Annotated in this window: 14 protein-coding genes; 4 read left to right on the top strand and 10 right to left on the bottom strand. The window is 71.1% G+C overall.

From position 1 onward, the window contains the following. Positions 1 to 508: 508 nt before the first annotated feature. The 5 genes from IE98_RS0137845 to IE98_RS0137825 form a co-directional block, all read right to left on the bottom strand. Positions 509 to 1,618, bottom strand: coding sequence for an SDR family oxidoreductase (locus tag IE98_RS0137845; RefSeq protein WP_043176078.1), 1,110 nt, complete (start codon positions 1,616 to 1,618; stop codon positions 509 to 511). Between the two features lie 86 nt (positions 1,619 to 1,704). Continuing rightward, positions 1,705 to 2,286, bottom strand: a complete 582-nt coding sequence (locus tag IE98_RS0137840) for a TetR/AcrR family transcriptional regulator (protein WP_030276769.1) — start codon at positions 2,284 to 2,286, stop codon at positions 1,705 to 1,707. A gap of 1,153 nt (positions 2,287 to 3,439) precedes the next feature. After that, positions 3,440 to 4,561, bottom strand: coding sequence for a hypothetical protein (locus IE98_RS47285; protein ID WP_078661626.1), 1,122 nt, complete (start codon positions 4,559 to 4,561; stop codon positions 3,440 to 3,442). A 1,513-nt stretch (positions 4,562 to 6,074) separates the two neighbouring features. Beyond that, positions 6,075 to 6,335: an integrase core domain-containing protein gene (locus tag IE98_RS51505; protein WP_052391494.1), complete on the bottom strand. Its 261-nt coding sequence runs from the start codon at positions 6,333 to 6,335 to the stop codon at positions 6,075 to 6,077. Between the two features lie 275 nt (positions 6,336 to 6,610). Beyond that, positions 6,611 to 6,988, bottom strand: coding sequence for a winged helix-turn-helix transcriptional regulator (locus tag IE98_RS0137825; protein ID WP_030276763.1), 378 nt, complete (start codon positions 6,986 to 6,988; stop codon positions 6,611 to 6,613). Positions 6,989 to 7,083: 95 nt separating this feature from the next. Between IE98_RS0137825 and IE98_RS0137820 the strand changes: the two genes are divergently transcribed. Beyond that, on the top strand, positions 7,084 to 7,434 hold the full coding sequence (locus tag IE98_RS0137820; protein ID WP_030276761.1) for a DoxX family protein: 351 nt from the start codon (positions 7,084 to 7,086) through the stop codon (positions 7,432 to 7,434). A gap of 462 nt (positions 7,435 to 7,896) precedes the next feature. On the opposite strand, the gene IE98_RS0137810 is transcribed toward IE98_RS0137820, so the two are convergent. After that, positions 7,897 to 9,807 carry a transcriptional regulator gene (locus tag IE98_RS0137810; RefSeq protein ID WP_030276759.1) on the bottom strand — a complete coding sequence of 637 codons (1,911 nt, stop codon included), beginning with the start codon at positions 9,805 to 9,807 and terminating at the stop codon, positions 7,897 to 7,899. A 362-nt stretch (positions 9,808 to 10,169) separates the two neighbouring features. Then, positions 10,170 to 10,871, bottom strand: coding sequence for a hypothetical protein (locus IE98_RS45475; RefSeq protein WP_159401183.1), 702 nt, complete (start codon positions 10,869 to 10,871; stop codon positions 10,170 to 10,172). 454 nt (positions 10,872 to 11,325) lie between these two features. Between IE98_RS45475 and IE98_RS45470 the strand changes: the two genes are divergently transcribed. The 3 genes from IE98_RS45470 (at position 11,326) to IE98_RS0137790 (ending at position 17,413) form a co-directional block, all read left to right on the top strand. Further along, on the top strand, positions 11,326 to 11,658 hold the full coding sequence (locus IE98_RS45470) for a hypothetical protein (protein WP_052391492.1): 333 nt from the start codon (positions 11,326 to 11,328) through the stop codon (positions 11,656 to 11,658). Positions 11,659 to 11,988: 330 nt separating this feature from the next. Next, complete coding sequence (locus IE98_RS0137795) at positions 11,989 to 13,032, top strand: substrate-binding domain-containing protein (RefSeq protein ID WP_052391491.1); 1,044 nt, start codon at positions 11,989 to 11,991, stop codon at positions 13,030 to 13,032. A 268-nt stretch (positions 13,033 to 13,300) separates the two neighbouring features. Continuing rightward, entirely contained in the window at positions 13,301 to 17,413 is a 4,113-nt protein-coding gene (locus IE98_RS0137790) for a beta-galactosidase (RefSeq protein WP_030276751.1), read from the top strand. 593 nt (positions 17,414 to 18,006) lie between these two features. Here IE98_RS0137790 and IE98_RS47275 read toward each other — a convergent pair. The 3 genes from IE98_RS47275 to IE98_RS0137770 form a co-directional block, all read right to left on the bottom strand. After that, positions 18,007 to 18,939, bottom strand: coding sequence for a HEAT repeat domain-containing protein (locus IE98_RS47275; protein ID WP_234443841.1), 933 nt, complete (start codon positions 18,937 to 18,939; stop codon positions 18,007 to 18,009). Between the two features lie 270 nt (positions 18,940 to 19,209). Next, entirely contained in the window at positions 19,210 to 20,106 is an 897-nt protein-coding gene (locus IE98_RS51500) for a helicase associated domain-containing protein (RefSeq protein WP_234443840.1), read from the bottom strand. A 161-nt stretch (positions 20,107 to 20,267) separates the two neighbouring features. Then, positions 20,268 to 21,455, bottom strand: coding sequence for an RCC1 domain-containing protein (locus IE98_RS0137770; RefSeq protein ID WP_030276743.1), 1,188 nt, complete (start codon positions 21,453 to 21,455; stop codon positions 20,268 to 20,270). Positions 21,456 to 21,863: the final 408 nt, after the last annotated feature.

Below are 21,863 nucleotides of genomic sequence, written 5' to 3'. Positions count from 1 at the left end.
CGCCCACCCCACACGGCGCCCGGCGAGCCGCGCCGGCTGCCCCGGCGTCAGCTTCCCCCGCCGCGCCGTCCTGTCGTCAAGGAACGCACCCAGCCCCACGGCCGACCTCCAACCGCACGCCATGCGGGCGCGGGACCCGCGCGGACCCGCCCGCGCGGCCGGACCCGGCCTGCACCCGACACCTTCCACCTCGCCCCCACCGCCGCCACCGGCCCGCGTCCGGCCCGACGCCGAGCGCCGCCGACAGGCCCGGCCGACCCGCCTGCGGACCGGGCCGGCCGGCCCGCTGCGCCACGACCCACCGTCCGAGCTGCCCGCCCTCGAACCCGGTCTCCCCGGCCCGCTGCGCCCGGTCCACCCGCCCGCCGGAACCCCGGAACCCCGGAACCCCTGCGCCGCAGCCCGCAGCTCCGCCGGCCACGTCCCCATCGGACACCGCCCTTCCCTCGGCGGCCGGCCCGGGACGCGGCGTCCACAGCACGGGCCCGCCGTGATCGACCGGCGGCTCTCACGGGTGCACGGCGGGTACGGCGGCCACGGCGGGCGCGGGTGGCACGGCGGCGCCGGGGAACCGGTCGGCGACCAGGCGGGCGGCCCAGTCCTGGACGAGCCTTCGCACCGGCGGGTGGGTCAGCCCGGCCGCGCGCGCCAGGGCGGCCGCGGAGGCGGTGTCGTAGGTGTCCTCCGCGAGGAAGGACAGCGTCTCCGGGTCGACGCCGGTCAGCGCGCGTGGCAGTCTGCGGACCAGGCCGACGGGCAGCACCAGCCGGGGCGGGCGCAGGCCGAGGCGTTCGGCGGCCAGGGCGACGAGTTCGGGCAGCGGCGGCGTGGCCGGGTCGAGCACGGTGTGCAGGTGCAGCGGTTCCCTGTCGTGGTGCGGGACCTCGGCGAGGAAGGCGGCGAGGTGGTCCACGGCGACCACCGGCACGACGGTGCGCCGGGTGCCCGCGAGGGCGGGCAGGCGCCGCTCCCAGAGCTGTTCGACGAGGGTGGCCAGGCCGAGGTACTGACCGGCCTCACCGGTGCGGGAATGCCCGATCACGGCGCCGGGATTGACCACCGTCAGCGGCACGCCCAGCCGTGGTGCGAGGGTGCGCACGGCGATGTCGCCCTCCGTCTTGGACGCCTCGTAGGCGCCCAGCTCGCGGTAGAGGCGGTCGGCGTCGGCGGCCGGCAGGGGATGGTGCTGTCCGGCGCTGCGGCCGACCCGGTAGCCGGAGAGGTGGACCAGCCGCCGCAGCTGCGGGCGGCCGGCGGCCCAGTGCAGGGGGTGGATCGCGCCGTCCACGTTGGCCGCGCGGGCTTCGCCGCGGGTGAGGCCGAAGGCGTAGCGGGCCGCCAGGTTGACGACGTCGCGCACGCCCTTGAGCCGGTGGTCGTCGGCCGCCGGGAGGGCGAGGCCGGGCCGGGTGATGTCGGCGGCGACCGTGGTGAGCCGCTCGGCGAGAGCGTCCGGTGCGGCGCCGCGGGCGGTCAGCCAGCTGCGCAGCTCGCCGTCGCGGGCGGCGCCACCGCGCAGGCCGACGGCGACGTGTTCGCCGCGGGCGAGCAGTTCGAGGACGTACCAGCGGCCGATGAAGCCGGTGGCGCCGAGGACGAGGGTGCCGGGACTGGACATGGAATCCTTCCGCATTAAATGGACCGGTCTACATATTTTTTGGTCATGGCGCGGCCCGCGCGCGGGGTCGACCCGCGCGGGCCGTGTCAGACGGTGTCGGAGCCGATCAGCAGTTCGGCGGCGCGGGCGGCCCGGTCGAGCGGGGTCCGGCTGTGCGCGACACGCGACAGCAGCAGCGCCCCCTCCATCAGGGCGAGGACGGCGCACGCCACGGCCTCGGCCCCGGCACTGTCGCGGCCGTGACGGACCAGCATGCCGGCGAGCGCGTCCTGCCACGCCTGATAGGTCTCGGCACACGCCCGCCGCAGCCCCTCGTGGCCCGCCGCGGTTTCGAGCGCGACGGTCGCCACCGGGCACCCCTTGGCGTAGCCGGACTCCTCCATCCGGTCGCCGAGCACCCCCAGCAGCCGGCGCACCACATCGGCGGGAGGCTCCCCGGACTCGGCGGCGCCCGCGACGAGCGCCCCGATGTCCCGGCCGGCCTCGGCGAGCGCGAACGCGACCATCTCGTCCTTCCCCGCGGGGAAGTGAAAGTACATCGACCCGCGCGGCGCGCCACTGGCAGCCAGGACGTCGTTCAGCCCGGTCCCGTAGTACCCCCGCGCCTCGACCAGATCCCGGGTCGCCCGCACCAGCCGCGCCCGCGTCTCCTCACCCTTGACTCCCACACCACCAAAATAGACCGATCGTCATATTCCTGTCCAGCCGCCCGGCACCGCTGCGGCCTGCGGGCCGCACGGTGACGCACCACCGCAATCCAGCGGCCGGACGACCGCCGCCGCAGGCCACCGCCCGCAGCCGCGGAACGACAGCGCCGCCTGCGCACCGAAAGGCAGCGCCGTACGCCGGTGAAACTCCGACACCGCCTGTACCAGCGACACGGCGGTCCGGACGACGGCAAAATGTCCGAAGCCGGATGCACGACACGAACCATGGCTTCACCCGAGACCCCGCCACGGCGAGCCCCGACCCGGCCACAGCGCTCCACACCACCGATCGGGCGCACTGCTGCACAGCGGTGACTCCCCATACCCCATACCCCCCGCTGCGCCCCCTCCGCGCCGTGCTCGGCAGGCTGCGCGAGCCGGCCTGCGGTGGGCTTGGCGCGGCGGGCCTTCTGGTTGTTCGACCACGCCTCCGGACCCGCGTGGACGACCGCGGTGCTCTCCTCGCCGTCAGGCGGTGGCCGTCACCACGTGGGCGGCCCGTTGCGGCGCGACCATCGGGGTCCGTCCCTCCAGGCCCCACCCGCCCTGCTCATCGCCGACGCCGAAACCAGCGCCGGCGACCTTTCGGCCGCCGGCCGCCGGCCGCCGCGATGCCGGTGATGGCCCCGGCCGCAGCCGGGACCTTCCTGCTGGCCCGCACCGCCGAGACCGCGGCAGATGTTCTCCCGGCGCAGCGGAGCGGTGAGACGCAGCAGCATCGGGGGCGGGCGATCAGGCGCAGCGTCGGGGCGGGGCCGTGTCTGCAGGCACACTCGGAATCGAGCAGTCGGCGGACCTGCCGCGGTGTGCACCGGGGTGGGCGGGTGCCGCGGGCCGGTGTTGCGAACCGCGGATCTCGGCTGTGGCCGGAAGGCAGTGGCCGCGGCACTGGCGGCGCCCGATGTGCCAGGTCCGTGGTCTGTCCCTGTGCATGTGTGGCATGTCGGTGCCGAGAAGCCCGGACCGGCCCGGATGTCGACAGAGGACGGTGGTGGATCCGGGCCGGGGGCCGCACGGCTGCATCGGTGTCTTCTGCTCCGTGCCCGTGGTATTTGCATTCAGCGATCGTGCCGGCGTCGGAGGCGCTCCGGCGGGGCATCGGAAATGCGAATTGTCATGGAATTCTTGTGTATGTTTGCACGCCGGTTCCGCTGTTCAGGTACGCGGCGATATTGCGTACGGCTGTGGTGAGCTCTTCGATCACCCGTGCGGCCTGTTCCGGATTGCGCAGATCCGGGAGGTGCCCGGTGTGCTCGGTTGTTCCTGGGACTTGTGTGAGAGGGACGGATTCGAGGCGCGCTCCGGGCAGGGAGTGCTGGGCGGCGACGCGGGGCTGCGGGTGATGGACCGGGAGGGAGGGCGCTGGAAGGACGTCCGCCGTTCCTGTGTGCAGTAGGCGCAGGATTCCTGGCGAATCTCCCGCGGGAGAAAAACTGCCGGCTTGGAGAGATCCTTCAACGAGCCTGAATCGATCCTCCGCCGGGTGCGACCTCGGTGGAACGGAATTTTCTTCCCGGGTTTCCTGGAACAGCGGGCTGGATGAGTAGCGAGGTTTTTGGATGTATGAGGTCTCCCATTCCCTGCGGTAGTCCTCGACGTGGTCGACGCAGCGGGTGCGTGTGTGGAAGATTGCGCTTCCTTCGCCGAGTTCGGGATACCAGAGATTGGCGCCGGGAAAGGTGACGCTTCGCGTCCGGGGTTTGATGGGCTCAGCGCATCCCATGCAGCATCCCGGTGGGACGATGAGGCGGGCGGATCCGCTGTGCTCGGTCCGGCGCGGGCCGCCGTTCCACCGGTGTTCTCCGTTGCGACAGGGCGGGAGTTCGCCGCAGGTCCGGCACACTGCGTAGTGTTCCGGGAGGACGTGCCAGTCCTGGCTGGCCGGCGCGCACCAGTGCTTCGGCGCGGATCTGGGGACGTTTTCATTGCGCAGAACCAGGATGACGGGGCGCTTGTAGAAGTTGGCCCGGTCGGGGGGCATCGTGGCCCTGTGGACGCCATGGAGATTTTCGGAATGACTCCACAGCTCTACGTGTTCGTACCAAGATTCCTGATGGGTCCTCGGCCACTGGGAGTACGGATATTCGTTGATTTCCAGGACTTGCCAGGGCTGACGGTCCAGAACAACGGTTTGACCTGTCTGCAGGCGTAGGAAGGCCTCGTCCGATTGGTGTTCGGGCCAGTCGATGCGGCCGACGCGGACGGGTTGGTCGGGGAGCCACTCCTGGTTAGGCACGCGCGCTCCTCATGGCCTGGGCATAGTTTGGCTGTTGCTTGGATGTTTCCAGATTCTGGGGCATCTCCGGTACGCGGAGGCTCTGACACGCGCACGAACCTGCTCTCCCCGCCATATGGCGCAGTGGGCCGCAAGGTGTATGGATTGGCTGCGGCCGGTTATGACGCCCAGATGGCCTGAAGGATTTTCTTGCATTCGGGCGATGTGATGATCCGCTGGTTCCTTCGGTTGTCTTCGGGGTGCGCACCTTGTGCATGGGCGAGGCGGCCGCGCCGCAGGTCTCCGCAGTCGGCGCAGCGGACAACGGGATGCCGGCCGGCGGCGAGTCGGTGAGCCCGGCGGCGGTCAGGAGTCGCTCGGGCGTGGTGAGCGTCCCGGGCGGCGGCCGTCGGGGAGGACCTCACAACGGGCGGCCACGGGCCGCTCGTCCTGGTCTGCGGTCCGGACCGCGACGGGGCGCTCGTGGGGGGCCGGGTCCGCCCGGCAGCAGGTCCGCAGTGATCAGAGCGAGTACCACACGCCTGTCCGATCTGCGGAAGCCCCGAACACCCGACAACCCGGGGTCCTGTGCAGGCCGGTCAGAGCCGCGTGTTCTCCAACCTTCCTTCCTGGGCATCGCTGCAGTGGCGGGTGACCGTGTGACCGTGCTCGAGGAAGCCCGGCCACTGGGATGCCGCTCGTTCGGACTCCGCCCTGCTGCCCGCCATCCTGCTTTTCCGGCCACCGCTCCGGCAGGGTTGCTTCGGGAAGGCCCGAAGCCGGAGGCGGATCATGTTCACCGGGGAACCGCCGGGCTCGCGTCGGTGCCGCGGCACGCCGCCCACCGGCGGGTCTCGGCCGGCATCCGCCCGGATGCCGCCGGCCGGGCGTGTCCCACGGCAGGAGGCATCGTTCTTCGTATGTGACGATGCCGAAAGCAGTGCCGGGACCGCGCCGGGGAAGTGTCGAAACAGTCCTGCACTTTCTGAATATGCCGATCTACGCCCATCTAAGCCTTTTGTGGCGTGAGGCCGGTCGGAGTGTCCCCGGCCAGCCTGACCCGGAGTGGGATGCACTGGTCGCGGACTCCGGCATGTGGGGGACTGGAGACGGCCGGCCCCCCAGGGCAGGAGGCAGTGCTGACACCGCGGCGCTGCTGTAGGCCGTTGCAGTGGTCTTCACCGCGGCCGTGGCGTAGCACGTCGGCGGTACGGTGGGCAGAGTGCAGGCTGAATACGCGGCCCCGCCCGAACCCCGAGTGCGGCGGGGCCCGACTATTCTCGGTACGGCAACGACAAATAGCCGCCCAGGCGAAGCTCAAGTGAGATGAGAGGTGGCAGGTCTCCCACGCCTGAACACCTTGCTCCACATTGTTCTGCACACTTCCCGGCTATCTGCGATCGCGCCGAGCATCCTATTGCTGAAGTTCCTTGAGCCGCGTCTGCGGCCTACAAGGGGGAAACCGGTGCTCCAGCCGCCGCGAGCGGTCCACACGGTTGCCGACGACCGACCAGCCCCTGGAAGATGTCCCGCGTCAAGAAACCGGCAGGTTTTCGGGCCCGGGAAAGTTGGGGACGAGCGGGTCCGCGAGGCCGGTGCGCACATCGTGGGGCCGGTTCCGGGTGAGCGCCTCGTGCGGCCGGACGGTGTTGTACTCGAGCCGGTAGTCCTCGGCGTGGCGGACCAGGTCGAGGGCGTCGGGGATCTCCTCCAGGAACAGCTTCTCGTACCTCAAGGAGCCGAAGCCGCGCTCTCGCGAGCCGTTCTGGCCCGGGGTGCGGACCCTGGTGCGCATGTGCCGCAGTTCGGGTCGGGTGGCGATGAACGCCTCGAAGCGGAACGAGCGGAACGGTCCGCCGTTGTCGGTGACGATCGTGACCAGCGGCTGGATCGCGCCGTCGGCGTCGCGTGGGGCCAGGTCGGCCGGCCGGGCGCCGGCCGGGCGTTCGGCTTCGGCGAGGGCGAGCTCTGTGGCGGTGATCGCGTCGTCGGGTATCTGCTGGTGGCGGCCACCTGCGGGTTGCGGTGGCGGACCGGGCGGGCGGTGGGGCTTTCATCGGGGTCGCCTGGTCAGCCTCGCCGGTCCTCGCCCCCCTCGGCTGCTTCCCGGAAGGTGACGACCGCCTCGCCGTTCTCCCGCGCCCATGCGGTGAGCATCCTGATGGGTTCCTCCAGGGTTCGCCCGAGATCGGTCAGGTTGTACTCCACGCGCGGCGGTGCCTCGGCGTACGCGTGTCGCTCGACGAGCCCGTTGGCCTGGAGTCGGCGGAGTGTCTGGGTCAGTACCTTGCGCGAGATGCCGCCGCTCAGCTCGACCAGCTCGCCGTGGCGCAGCGGGCCGTCGGTCAGCGCGAAGAGCGTGACCATGGACCACTTGCTGGCGATGATCTCCATGGCCAGGAGAGCGGGGCAGTCGGCGAGGAAGGCGATTCCGGGGCGCAGGCTCATGCCCTGAACGTTACCTGGAGGTACCTGACGGCCGCCTATCGTCGTCGGGGTGCGCACGTCCCTTGCCCGCATCTCGCATGATTGAGGTTCCAGCCGTGTTCGTCTCCCTTGTCGTCGTCACCCTGTTCGTGTCGGCGGTTCTCCTGGTGTCGGCGGGGGCCAAGTCCCTGCGGACGCGCCACATCACCGAGCAGATGTCGACGCTCGGGGTGCCGCAGGGCATGATGGCCTTTCTGATCGGCGCTCAGGTCGCCGGCGCGGCCGGTGCGATCGCCGGACTCTGGTGGGGACTTGTCGGGATCGCCGCCGCGATCGGTCTGACGCTCTATTTCGCCGGGGCGGTCGCCTCCCACCTGCGTGTCGGCGACCACAAGGGCGCACCCCCGGCAGCGGTCCTCACCGTGGTCTCCGTCGCTCTGATCGTGCTCCGCTTCGCCACTCTGTGACCTGCTGTGCCGACGCGCACCGGGGCGGCATGGACCAGCAGTCCATCCGCCCCCTCGTGACGGCCGCTGGGCCGGCCCGCCCGATCCGGCCGCGGCCAACCGCGGCCAGGGCCGCGTAAGTGATCGCCGAATGTCGGGGAAGCTCCCAGCTCAGGACCGTGGCCATCCCCAATTCGAGGCGGTCTTGGATGCCGTGGGCTCTCGGCCGGGACCCCGGGGGAGTCCCGGTGCTCCGCTCATCGCGTGGACAACGCCCGGGCTGCGGACGTGGGGCAGTCCCGGCGCGCTTACCGCCAGCCCGATGGGCAAGTCGTGCGGTAAGCGGGGCGGGCGGCCTCGTGGTCAGGGTCTGAAAGAACGGTGTAACTCCCGATCAAGGAAGTAGCACCTGATGACAGACGTGACCGTCTCGGCCGAGGCCGTGGAGGCCGCACAGCCGGCGGAGTTGCAGGGGGCCGCTGGCTACAGGGGGTTCTTCCAGACGAGGCCGTGAAAGACGAGGTTGCCGCTGGGGCCGGTGGCGGGCAGGGCGGTGATGCGGATGACGGCGTAGCGGCCTTCGGTGCTGTGGGCGCAGAGCTGGTCGCCGGTGTGGAGTGCGGTGAGGTCGATGCGGGTGGTCCAGGTGGTGGCGCTGGTGCAGCGGGTGCGGGTGGCGTCGGGGGTGGTTTCGATGGGGGCGACGGCGGCGCCGTTGGTGGTGTAGAGGTGGTCGGTGGTGATCCACAGGTCGCCGTTGGGGTTGCTGTTGGGGTTGTCGAGTTGCTGGCCCCAGTAGTCGATTCCGACCGAGCGGTAGCCGGGCTGGGTGGCGTTCAGGGTGACGTTGCGTTCCTCGTTGGGGATGTCGGACGGGCCGGCGGGCGGGGCTGCGCCGTCGGGTGCCGGTCTGGGTGAAGTGGGTGCTGTTGTGGGTGTCCGGGACACGGTGGGGATGGGGATCGCGGTGCCTGGGGGTGGTGTGTAGTCGTAGGGGTTTTCGGTGCCGGCGGTTGCGGCGGCACCGTTGGGCGGGGGAGCGCCGTTCGGCAGGGACGTGTCGGTCGCTGGTGTCGGTGCCGGGGCGGTCGGATTCCCGGTGCCGGTGCCGGTGCCGGTGCCGGTGCGGGTCGCGGTCTGGCCGGGGGAGGGAAGGGCTGTGGCGCCGCGGTCGCGGTGCAGTGTTCCGGAGGTGAGCACGACTGCGGCTGCCACGGTGCCCGCTACGAGGGCGGCCACCGTGGCGATGGCCATGGCGGTGCGGGGCCGGCGTGTGCGTGTTGCGGCGGGCAGCGGGCGGGATTCGGGCAGGTCGGTGTTCGTGCGGCGGTCGCCGCTCTGGGGACTGCTGTCCCTGCTCGGCGTCGGTGGGGCGTCGGCGGTGGGCATGGTCGGTTCGCCGACTGCTGCTGCGGTGGCTGTTTCGGCGGCCTCGGCTGAGGAAACCAGTGGGGTGGTTCCGCGGCCGCGCGGTGCCTGCTTGCGGGGCGGTACAGCCCCGCAAGCTGCATTCCGGTGGGTGGTTGTGGCGGGCGGCGGGGCCTGGTCCTCGTGTGGCTCGGTGCCGTCGGCGGCGGCCGGCGGGCCTGCTGGGTCCGTACCGGCGACGGGGACCGGGGGTGCGGCCGGGCCGGACGCCGGGTCCGGGCCGTTCGGCACCGACTCCTGACGCGCCGTCGTGCCGGCCTCGGCCGGGTTCCCCGGCGCGGGGTGCCGGCCTTGAGGAGTGTGGGCCTGATCCGGTCCGGCTTCTGTGCCGGCCGTCGGCCGGCCGTCTTCCGCATCCGGCTGCGTCCCGCCGGATGCGGCGGTTCCCGGATTGCCGCTGCCCGCGGTGTCGGCAGGCTCCGGGGCTGCGCTGTCCGGTGCGGGTGTGTCTGTGTTCGCGCCGTGTGGCGGCAGCGGGACGTGTTCGGCCTGGTGGCTGTGCCGGGCCGGGTCCGGCTGTGCGGCCGGGGCGTTCGGCTCCCTGCCGGCCGCGTGTTCCTGCCGGTCGTCCGCCACCGGTGTCCGGGCACCGGCGGTGCCGGGCACATCCCAGGGGCCGGGGTCAGCAGGGTGCGCCGGGGGCGTGGCCGTGGCGGGGATGGCTGTCGGGTCCGGGGCCGGGCGGTCCGGCAGCGGGGTGCCGGCCGCGGCCCGGAGGCGGGCCTGGGCCTGGTGCCACTGCTCTTGCAGGGCGGCCACCGTGTCCGGGCCGGCGGCGCAGGCCCTGGCGTAGGCGAGCACCGTTGTGAGGGTGGGCAGGGCCACGCCCTTGTCGGCCTCGGAGAGGGTGTTGTAGGCAAGGTGCGCCTTCTTCGCCATCTCGCGGTACGGCGGCTCGCCGGCCCCGTCCCTGATCCGCCGCAGTTCGGCGGCGAAGGCTTCGACGGGCCCCTTCTCCGGGTCCAACGGCCTTTTCCTGCGCCCCAATTGGTTCTCCTGCGATGGTGCGGCGGGTCCGGGGCCCAGCGTAGTGACGCGGCGGCGGAGCCCGGGTGCTGTTCGCCCCATTTGTTCGCCGTTCGCTGTTCGGGGTCCGTTCGCAGCCGCCCCGGCCCGACAAGCCGTCCCTGCCGGGCCGGCCTGTCGGCCGGGCCCCTGCGGACCTGGCACCGCTGCGCCGCTCGCGCCGGCCGGAGACCTCCGGCCGGCGCGAGCGGCGCAGCATGGCGGGGGCGCGGTGTCGTGGGACTGTGCTCGGCTGCGCGGAGCGCGGTGCTGCCTTGCCGTTCACGTGGTTCGGGCCGGTCGACGAACCGCCGTGGGTGGGGTCAGAAGGAGTCGACGACGACGGGCAGGGTGAACAGTTCGCCGTTGCCGAAGGTGCCGGTCGCGGCGGCGCGCACGGAGCGGGCGTTGAGGACGATGCCGCCGGTGCCGAAGGCGTAGTCGCGGCAGTCGAGGGTCGCGTTGTTCTCGGTGCGGCAGTCGCGGGGCGGGGGAGCGACGAAGCAGGTTCCCGGAGGGCAGTCGCTGTTGCCGGTGTCGCCGGCGCGGCGCGGCAGGTACTCGTTGTGGGCGGTGATCACTCGCGCGGGGCGTTCGACCCACTGCCCGTTCTCGAAGTGCTCGACCTTCACCGAGGATCCGGCGTCGGAGCCGAACACCCAGTAGTTGTGGACGAAGGCGGTGATCGTGGCCCGCCAGTAACCACTGGCAGAGCAGCGCACCGCCTGCCGCGGTGTCACCCGGTCGGTGGGCAGGCCGCCTTCGCTGCGGCAGTTCGGGGAGATGTCGGGGGCGCGGCGTTCGGCGGCGTGGGCGTTGTCGGACCAGGCCTGGGCGCGGGTGGCGGGGGTGACGCAGACGTGGTCGGTGGGGGTGGCCTCGCGCCAGACGTACCCGACGCGGCACGTGTCCGGCCCGTACTCGCCGCTCGCGGCGGCCGGGCTCGCCTGGATCAGGCCCGCGAGGGCCACGGCCGCCGTGGCGGCACCCGCGAGCAGACACCGCAGCATGTTCCTGGGACGCATCGCTTCCTCGTCTCTCACTCGGTGGTGGAGCGTGCATCCACAGGTCTAGCTGCGGTTTTGTTTGTTCGGCAGGCACCGGGACCGCCCCGAACAACCCGCGAACATCGGGCCGTGGGCTGTCCTGATCTCTGCGATCACTGCCATGGCCGCTGGCCCGGCCATCGCAGCACCCGGAGGGTCGACCACCGGCGCCGTTCTTGCCACTCAGGCCAGCTTCGCGACCCGCCTCGCGGCCGGTGGTTGGGCGTGATGCCGGCGCTGCCCCCGGCCGGCGTGCTGCCCGACAGCCGCACCGTCCCGGCCTGGGCGACCGGCGCCGGGGCCTGGCTGCTGATGGACGGCATGGCCTCCGCGACCCCGCTCGGCATCGCCGCCGTCCTCGTGACCATCCCCGCCCCGTTGACGGCGTCGCCCTGGCCGCCGTTGCCGCCGGATCCGCCTACTCCAAGGCCAAGTGAACCGCTCCGCGCGCACCCGGCACGGCAACACCAACCTCAAGCGACTGCTCGGGGTCGCCGCCATGGCCGCAGTCCGCAACAAGGACTCCTATCTCGCCGTGTTCTACCGCCGCGTCGCCGCCCGCCGCGGCGCGAAACGCGCTCTGGCCGCCGTCATGCACAAGCTCGCCATCGCCATCTGGCACGTGCTCCACGACCAGGTCCCCCACCGCGAACTGGGCGCCGACTACTTCGCCAAGCGCAACCCCGAACGCGCCATGCGCCGCATGATCAAGGAAGTCAACAGCCTCGGCCTGACCCTCCGCTTCGAACCCATCACGGCGGTCTGACCTCACACACTCTGAACTTTTCGTGTCAGTGGGACGGCGAACGGGCCGCCCACGTGCCACCTCTGCCGTGCCGCGGCCTCCGACCCGACCGCGCCTAATGGTCCAGACCAGTCTAATGGAAATCCGCATCGACACGTCAGTGACCGACTATGCGTCAAGTGCGCGAAATGGGCCAATTTTCGCAAGGTGGGGCGTCGTGGCCCTTGACGGTCGCGTCAACGGCGCGTTTCCTGGTCCCATCACGTTTGATCCAGTTGATATATGTTCGTTTATGTGAGCTTTTATGTTGTACTGCTGGGTCGCGAGCCGATGTCGCCCCAAGGAGCCACCATGCACCGATCGCGTCCCCGACCCGTCGGCACCCTGGGCCTCGTGCTCGCTGTCGGTCTGGTCGCCTGTTCCGCCGGCCGGTATCCGGGGGCCTCCGCGTCGGACCCGGACGCCAGGATCAACGGCAAGATCTCGATCACCTACCTGCAGAAGCAGGGTGACCAGGAGTACTTCGTCGGCGAGGCGGCCGGTGCGAGGGCGAAGGCGGCCGAGCTGGGCATCGACCTGACGGTGGTGAATCTGGGCACCGACGCGAACAAGACCGTCAGTGAGGTGCAGTCGGCAATCGCTCAGAAGTCCGACGGCCTGATCGTCGTGGTGCCGGACCCGGCCGTCGGCCCGCAGGTCGCCGAACTGGCCCGGGGCGCGAAGGCGGCGCTGCTGGCGTCCGACGACCAGATCTGCGCGAGTGATCCCGACCCGTCCGCGTGCAGCGAGGGTGACCTGGTGCCGCGGATAGGCTTCTCCGGCACCCAGATGGGCAGCGAGGTGGGCAAGCGCGCCGCCCAGGAGTTCAAGAAGGCCGGCTGGGAGCAGGCCGACACCCGGATCATCTCCGCCTGGAAGCAGGACGTCACCGTCTGCACCGACCGGGTGAATGCCGCCAAGGACGCTTTCATCGCCGACGCCGGGGCGAGCATCCAGAAGATCGACGTCCCGACGGACAACTCCCCGACCGGCGCGCAGGACAAGATCGCCGCGACGATCACGGCGAACCCGGATGTCAAGCACTGGGTGCTGTGGGGCTGCAACGACGAGAACGTGCAGGGCGGCGTCACCGCGATGGAGAACGCCGGGGTCAGCGCCGACAACGTGATCGGTGTCGGCCTGGGTGCCTACCTGGCGTGCAAGGACTGGAGCGGCGGCAAGCCCTCCGGGATGAAGGCGGCCCTGTTCATCAACGGCAAGGACGTCGGCGCCCTGGCGGTGCAGACGATGTACGACAAGCTCAGGAATGGCAGGGACTTCCCCAAGGAGGCCTTCGCCAAGACCACCGTGGTCGACGCCACCACCTGGAAGGCCGCCGGCGTCAGCTGCACCTGACACCCCTGGACCAACCGAGGCCCGCCATCCGGGCGGGGCGGCTCGGGCACCGCATTGCCGCCCTGGGCCGGCGCGGCGCGAGCCGACTTCCGCAGGAAGTGCCGCAGCCCCGGGAACGGGCGGGCCGCCCGCCGGGAGCATCCCCCGCCGAGGACGATTCCCCGCCGGGCAGTACACCCGGGCCTCGCCCCGGCGCACCGGCCCGCAGCACCAACTTCCGGCAGCGCAACCGCCGGGAACCCCCACCCACAGCACCACAGGAGAAGCTATGCGCAGAACCGGTCACAGGGCGATCCCCGCCCTGCTGGTCAGCGCGGCCATGACGCTCGGCGGACTCGCCGGCACCGTATCCGCCCAGGCCGCGCCGGCCGCCGCCCTGGCAGCGACCCCCACCACACACACCGTCACCTGGGACAACTACTCGCTCAGGATTGACGACAAGCCCACCTACATCTGGGGCGGCGAGTTCCACTACTTCCGCCTGCCCAGCCCCGACCTGTGGCGCGACGTGCTGCAGAAGATGAAGTCCGGCGGCTTCAACGCGGTCTCCCTCTACTTCGACTGGGCCTACCACTCACCGAAGAAGGGCGTCTACGACTTCACCGGGGTACGCGACGTCGACAAGCTCCTCGACATCGCCAACGAGGTCGGCATCTACGTCATCGCCCGGCCCGGCCCCTACATCCAGGCCGAGGTCGACGGCGGCGGCTACCCCGCCTGGCTGAACACCACACCCGGGCACGAGAAGAGCACCGACCCGGACCACCTCGCCAACGCCGACGAGTGGCTCGACCACATCAACCCGATCATCGCCCGCCACCAGCTCACCACCGGCCAGGGCACGGTCATCGCCTACCAGCTCGAGAACGAGTTCGACCACACCGCGCCCGCCGACGTCGACTACGTGACGCACCTCAAGCAGAAGGCCCGCGACGCGGGCATCAACGTCCCCCTGACCGGAAACCACTGGGACGCCTACAACTTCCCCAACAGCCCCGTCGACATCGACGGCTGGGACGACTACCCGCTCCTGTTCAACTGCGCCGACCCGACCTGGACGCAGGTGAAGGACTACTCCACCTATAAGCCCGCGGGCAAGCCGCTGTTCCTCCCCGAGTTCCAGGGCGGCTCGATCAACTACTGGGGCGGCTCGGACGGCGACAAGTGCCGCCAGAAGCTGAACAGCGAGTTCGCCTCGGTGTACTACAAGAACAACATCGCCTCCGGCGTGACCATGCAGAGCTTCTACATGACGTACGGCGGCACCAACTGGGGCCGGCAGGCCGTCAACGGCACCTACACCTCGTACGACTACGGCGCGGCCATCACCGAGCCCCGCCAGCTGACCGACCGCTACCAGCAGGACAAGCTGATCGGCTACTTCCTGCAGAGCGTCACCCCCATCACCAAGACCGACAAGATGACGGCCCCCGCGCTCACCAACTCGACCGCGATCACCGACACCGCCCGCCGCAACCCCGACACCGGTACCCAGTTCCACACGCTGCGGCACAAGGACTCCACGTCCACCACCACCGACTCCACCAGCCTCACGCTGACGGTCGGAGGCAACCACTCCGGCTACACCTACGACGACGCCGCCACCACCCAGCTCCAGTACACGCCGGACTGGACGCACGTCGGCGCCGAGGCGAGCTACACGGCCGGCGAGTACCAGCGCACCGAGTCGTGGTCCAACACGACCAACGGCAGCCTCACCGTCCCCTTCACCGGTACCTCCGTCCGCTGGATCGGCTCCAAAGCCGCCAACCACGGCCTCGCCGACGTCTACCTCGACGGCACCAAGGTCGCCACCGTCGACAGCTACACCGCCGGCGCCGAGCTCAAGGACCAGGCCCTCTTCAGCAAGGACGGCCTCACCGCCGGCAGCCACACGCTGAAAATCGTCGTCACCGGGCAGAAGAACGCCGCCGCCCAGAACACCTTCGTCGCCATCGACGCGATCGACGTCCTCGACGCCGGCAAGACCCGCACCTACCCGACCGTCCCGCAGACGGGCGCCGCGATCACCTTCGCCGGCCGCGACTCCAAGATCCTCGTCGCCGACTACAAGCTCGGCGCCACCCAGCTGCAGTACTCCACCTCCGAGATCCTCACCCACGCCCAGATCGGCAACCAGGACGTCGCCGTCCTCTACGGCCGCAACGGCCAGGCCGGTGAAACCGTCCTCAACTACGCCCAGCAGCCGACCGTCCAGGTCCTCGCCGGCAACGCCAACCAGACCTGGGACGCCTCCACCGGCGACCTGCGCCTCAACTACACCCACAGCGGCCTCGCCCGCGTCCTGATCAGCGGACCCGGCACCACACGGCCCCTGCTGCTGCTGCTCGGCGACGACCAGAACGCCAAGAAGTTCTGGCGCGCCGACACCTCCAACGGCCCCGTCCTCGTCTACGGCAGCGACCTGCTGCGCACCGCCACCCCGCAGGCCGGCCGCCTCGACCTGACCGGCGACAGCGCCTCGCAGCAGAGCGTCGAGGTGTTCGCGAACGGCACCGCCCCGATCACCTGGAACGGCGCACCCCTGACGACCACGCCCGGCCTCGGCGGGTCCGCGGCCGGCAACCTGCCCGGCCCGGCCGCCGTCACCCTCCCGGCGCTCACGAACTGGCAGCACACGACGCAGCAGCCCGAGACACAGGCCGGATTCGACGACTCCTCCTGGAAGGTCGCCGACAAGACCAGCTCCAACAGCATCACCAAGCCCGCCACGCTGCCGGTGCTGTTCGCCGACGACTACGGCTACCACTACGGCGACGTCTGGTACCGAGGCCACTTCAACGCGGGCACCCAGGCAGCCACGGGTGTGAACCTGTCCGCGATCACCGGAAGCACCGGTATCTACTCGGTGTGGGTGAACGGCACCTTCGTCGGCACCACCGGCAACGGGAACAACAACTTCACCTTCCCGGCCAACGTGTTCAAGCCGAATGCCGACAACGAGGTGTCGGTCCTCGTCTCGAACATGGGGCACCAGCAAAACCCGGGTACCGACGACTCCAACAAGGAGGCCCGAGGCCTGACCGGCGCCTTCGTCACAGGCGCCCCCCTCTCCGCGATCACCTGGCGCATCCAGGGCGCCCGCGGCGGCGAGAACCTGGTCGACCCGGCCCGCGGTGCGATGAACACCGGCGGTCTGTACGGTGAGCGAGCCGGCTGGACCCTGCCCGACTTCCCGGACAGCTCCTGGACCAGCACCACCCTCGCCACCCGCGAGAACACGCCCGGCGTCACCTGGTACCGCACCAAGGCCACGCTCAACCTGCCGGCCGGCCAGGACACCTCCGTCGGCCTGAAGATCGCCGACAGCGCCACCAACAAGTACCGGGCACTGATCTACGTCAACGGCTGGCTGCTCGGCAACTACGTCAACAACGTCGGCCCGCAGCACGTGTTCCCGCTGCCCAACGGCATCCTCAAGTCCCAGGGCGACAACACCATCGCCATCGCCCTGTGGAACGAGGGCAACACCAACGGCGGGCTCGGCACCGTGACCCTGGAGAACCTCGGCACCACCGCCTCCCCGCTCAACCCCGCCCCGGTCACCGCCCCCGGCTACGACGCCACCACCTGGGCCATGCCGGCCGCACACAACGCCACGCTCACAATGAGCACGCCCGACAACGCCACCCCGGCCGGCAGCTACCCCGTCTCGGCGGCCTTCGCCGTGCCCGCCGGCCAGCAGAGCGCCTCGAACATCAGCCTCGCCCTCAACCTGCCCACCGGCTGGACCGCCCAGCCCACCGGGCCCACCACCGCGGCCGGCGTCGCCGCGGGCGCCTCCTTCACCGGCACCTGGAACGTCACCGCCCCGAGCGGCACGCTCCCCGCCATCTCCTCCCTCACCACCACCGCCACCTACACCCAGCAGAACACCAACCAGCAGCTCACCGACACCAGGACCCTCCGCTACCTGACCGCCCCGACCACCACCACGGATGTCAGCAAGCTGCCGTTCCTGGCATCCAGCAACAGCTGGAACGGCGGGGTCAAACTCGACAAGAGCAACGACAACAAGACCCTCACCATCGCCGGAACCCCCTACACCCTGGGCATCGGAACCAACGCGAACAGCAGCGTCACCCTCTACATCGGCGGCCACTGCAACCGCTTCACCGCCACCGTCGGCGTAGACGACGAGGTCGGCAACAACGGCTCGGTGACCTTCACCATCCGCGCCGACGGCACCAGCCTGACCACCAACCCCCCGGTCCGCCGCGGCAGCGACACGGCCGCAGCCACCATCGACGTCACCATCCCCACCGGCACCACCGTCCTCGAACTTGCCGCCGGAGACGGGGGTGACGGCAACAGCAGCGACCACGCCGACTGGGCCAACCCCAAGGTGTACTGCTCCTGACACCTGAACAGCACAACGGCCGGCCGGGAGGGGAAACTCTCCCGGCCGACCCGTGCCCGCGCCCACCCCAGCCACCCAAGCCCCGCGCCCGCTCAAGCCGCCTCGCCCCCAAACCGCAGGACCAGCGCACGATCTGGCCCTTCAGCAACACCCACTACCGCTACCCCCGGGCCGCGGGCCCCGAGTACATGCGAGGCTGCCCGCCTCCACCCGCCTGGCGCAGATAGCCCGCCTCCACCCGCCTGGCGCAGATAGCCAGCCTCCGGCCGCGCGGCCTGCGCCCGGGCCGCGCAAGATCGTTCAACCGCGTACCCAGCCCCGCACGGACGATCTTGGCGCTCTCCCCGCACCATCGGGACCGGCCACCGCGACCTCCAGCGGCTCCTTGCGCGGGCGCGGAACCGGGAACAGTCCTTCCCCCGCTTGGCGAACGCGGCGAGCGCAGCCAGGGCCTGCCGGAGGTGTTCCGCCCGGAACGCCTCCGCCACGGTCTTCGCCTCGATCAGGTCCTGGTCCGCCTCGCCGCCGACCGCCGCCAGCAGGCCCTGCTGGTCCGCCTCCGGACCGGGCTGGCTGGCCCGCTGCGCCACCCCTCAGGCCCATGGGTCGTCCGAGTAGCCCGCAGGGTCAGGAGCGTCGGAGTGCAGCATGGCGTGCAGGCAGCGGCACAGGCCATCGCGGTCGAGGCGTTCGGCCGCGCGCATCCACGGCAGCGGCGCCATCAGGAGGGCCGTGTCGTCGGTGGCGAGGTCTTCCAGCACGGCGCGTAGTTCGTCGGGGACGGGCAGGTCGGTCAGGCACATCCACCCGAGGGCGGCGCTCACGCGGACCTCTGGCGGCCGTACCGGGTCGGTCCAGCAGTCCCGCGCCCACACCGTCGTGGGCTCGTGCCGGTGTACCCGGCCGAGCTGGGCGATCGCCAGCACCAGCGCGGCGCGTACGGCCGGGTCCGGTTCGGTGTCCAGGCGGGCGTGGAAGGCGGTGCGGATGTCCTGTGCGCGGTCGAGGGCGGCCGCCAGCACGTAGGCGGCGGCGATCCGCACCGCGGCATCGGGGTCGTCGAGCAGGGGCAGGAGGAGATCGGTGTCCGCGGTGACAGCTTCGCGGGCGGCCTGCACGGACCAGTTCTGCGGGTAACCGGTGACCTCGAAGGACCACTCGTCGTCGTCACGGAACCGCAGCATGTCCTCTCGTGTGCACACCCCCTGGTGCCGCATCCGTGCCACCTCGGCCACCACACCCAGGGCCTCGACGCGGTGGCCCGAGCCCGGGTCGGCAGCGATCCGGATCAGGAACGGCACCGCCGGCGCCACCGCGGCCCTCATGTCATCGGCGCACAGACCAATGAGGGCGCGGAAGGCACCACGGGCGGCGGCAAGGGCTCCCGAGCGCAGCCGCTCCAGGACCTCCCCGACCCTGGCCCCATAAGGAAAGCGGTCCCAGGGCACCTCCTCCGGCAGGAACCCGTCCTTCACCTCGGGACGGACGCCCGCCACGACCACGCGAACGTCGAGAGAGCCTCCCACCTGATCAAGCAAATCCCCATCCCCGAACGCTCTCCATACCGCCTGGCACGCGGGATCGGACTCCCACTCACTCACCCGGCAACCCCCGCAGCATGGTCCCGCCGGCGCCGCAGCGCGACATGGAAGGGAACCGACCCACCGCTGATCATGTCAGCCACCACGGACACCCTGCCCCTGGCGCCCCGGACCCCCAGCACCGGCCAGGCGCCGCCACCAGGCTGTCGGCGTCTCCGCAGTGACACATCCTCACCCGGCCCTCGCCCGGGCCGTTCATGCCCACTCCACGCCGTGCTCGGCGAGCTGCCCGAGCTGCCCTGCTGTCAGCTTGGCGCGCCCCGCCTTGGTGTTGTTGAGGAATGCACCCAGCCCCACGGCCACGAGCTGCACGTTTTCCTCCCCGCCAGGACCGGCCACCACGACCTCCAGCTCCTCGCGGTGTGGGCGCGGGACCCGGACGTGGCCCTCCCGCTCGACGAACCGTGCCAGGGCTGCCAGGCCCTGGGCAAAGCGGTCCGCGCGGGACGTCTTCGGCTTGGCCTCGGCCGCGGCCTTTGCGGCCACCAGCTCCGGGTCGGGCTCGATGCCGAGCGCGGTCAACAGGTCCTGCCGGTCCTGCTCCAGGCCGGGCCAGCCGGCCCGCTGCGCCACGATCCAGCGGCCGAGCTGCTCACCCTCGAACACGGTCTCCGCGGGCAGCTGCGCCCAGTCCACGCGGCCGTCGCACTCCAGCCACCACGCCCTGGCCACCGCGTAGGCGCGCCGCCAGACGATCGGCCAGGTGGGGCACCACCACGGGTCGATCTCCTCCAGCGCGCGGCGCCGCTCCGGCGCGAGCGCCCCCGGCTCGCCCGCGGGCACTTGGGCCGCGGACCTCATGACGCCGACTCCCAGTATCTCGCCGACCTGGTGGGCCATGACCGGACCGGCGGCCTGCCGCACGGCGGCGAGGATGTGCTGGTAGTCCGGCGGGAGCATGGTCTCCTCCATGTCCGGCGTGTGGTGCGGGATCAGCATCACCGCCCGGCCGCCCACCTGCCCCGGCGTCGGCGCGACCGAGGCGCGCTCGTTGGCGAGCTGTTCGCTCACCCTCTCAAGGACCCGCTCGGCGACGGCGAGTTCGTCCCGCTCGGCCCGCACCTCCGCTGGCGGACATGGCCCGGGGGCCATGTCCCGAACCCCTTGCGGGGTGGGTGTGCAGCCTTCCGTTGGTTGTCGCGGGTGCCGCTCCGCTCCAGAGCTTGTCTGGCGCGCGTCAGCGCTGCCCGGGGCCGGGGCGGCAGGCCCGGCGGAGGTGGGGGAGACGGCTCCATGACAGGCTCGTCGCTCGGTCACTGGTCCTGGATGATCACGTGGTGGTACGACACGTCCAGAGCCGGCGCAGGCAGCGGGATGCGTACCGGCGTGGCGGCGCTCTTCGGTACGTTGGCGTGCTTTGCGGTGTCCGTGTCGGACCCCCAGGCCCACAGGCCGCCCTCGGTGTCGATGGCGTACCCGGTGAACCCGAAGGCGGAAATCCGGCGCATCTTGGGGAGGCCGGTCACGCGGGTCGGCTTCGCCGAGATGTGGTCGGAGGTGTCGCCGTCGCCCAGCGCGCCGCTCACGCCCCGGCCCCACGCCCACACCACACCGTCGCGGTCCAGGGCGTACGCCACGTCCGATCCGCCGGCCACCTGCACGACGCCCTTCAAGCCGTCCACCTGAACCGGACGTGCGGACTGGCCGCCAGCCGGTTCGACCCCCAGCAGGCCGTGCACGTTGCTCCCCCAGGCGCACACCTTCCCGTCCGCCTTCACCGCCACCACGGCCCCACCCGCCGCGGACACGTCGACGACGCCCTCAACACCGGGGACCGTCCCGATGCGGGTGCCGTGCCGGTCGCCCAGCACATCGGTGACATTGATCCCCCAGCCGAGGACCCGCCCGTCCGAGCGCAGCGCGAAGGTGTTGAGGAGGCCCGGCCCCATCGCGACCACGTTCCCGGCTCGGGACACCCGCTCGGGCACGGCCACCCCGTCGTACCCTTCCTGCTGGCCTCCCTTGACCAGGAACCTGTCCGAACCCCAGGCCGTCACGGTGCCGTCCCGCAGGACGACGTAGAACGTCGGCCCGCTGCTGTACACCGCGTGCGCCGGCCCGACCCCCGTGACCTGCCGCGGCTCGGCCTCGTAGCTCCGCTCCTGGGAGCCGCGTCCGAGCGAGCCGCTGGCGTTGGTGCCGTAGGACCACACGGTGCCGTCGGCACGTACGGCCACAATGGTGTGGCCGCTGTCCGCGATCGAGACGACATCGGTCAGGCCCGGCACCGCGCCCTCCTGGAAACTCCCGGCAGGAGCGTTGAACGGCTTCCCCCAGGCCCACGCGGTGCCCGCCGGCAACTCCCGCTGCAGCGGCCGCGCGGCGGGTCCCTCGGGGCAGCCCGGCGCGAACATCACCGCACGGTCCTCCTTGCTGCACCCGGCCAGCGTGAGAATGGCGGCACCGGCAACCAGCACACGAAGCCAGGATCTCGCGGTCATACGACACTCCAGTCACAGGGACCCCCACCGCACACCTCGGGCGACCAGGGCCGATCACATCCGCCTGACCGCACTCTGGCACCGGGGCTCCTGCCCAGATAGCGCGTATCTGCCCAGACCCACCGGGCCGAGTGCCGTGTGCGTCTGAGTACGCGTGCTCATACGTTCCGGCAGAGGTGCCCGGTAACGGTTGTTCAACATGACCAGGCACCACTGCGCGACCAGAACCGACAACGGATCAAGAGGGACTGGTACAGATGCTATGGCTTCGACCTTCTCCGCCTGCGGATCCTCCCCCGCGGACCGATCGAGGGCCTTCGCCCTGAGAGGTGGACACGCTGATACTGGATCTGCTTGATCCGGAGGAAGCGAGAACAGCGCCGATGGCGATGAAGGACTACTCGGACG

It is taken from the genome of Streptomyces sp. NRRL B-24484 (genome assembly GCF_000717715.1).
Taxonomy (GTDB): Bacteria; Actinomycetota; Actinomycetes; order Streptomycetales; family Streptomycetaceae; genus Kitasatospora.
The sequence above is the reverse complement of the archived record's forward strand: the minus strand, read 5'-3'. Positions and strand labels throughout refer to the sequence as shown.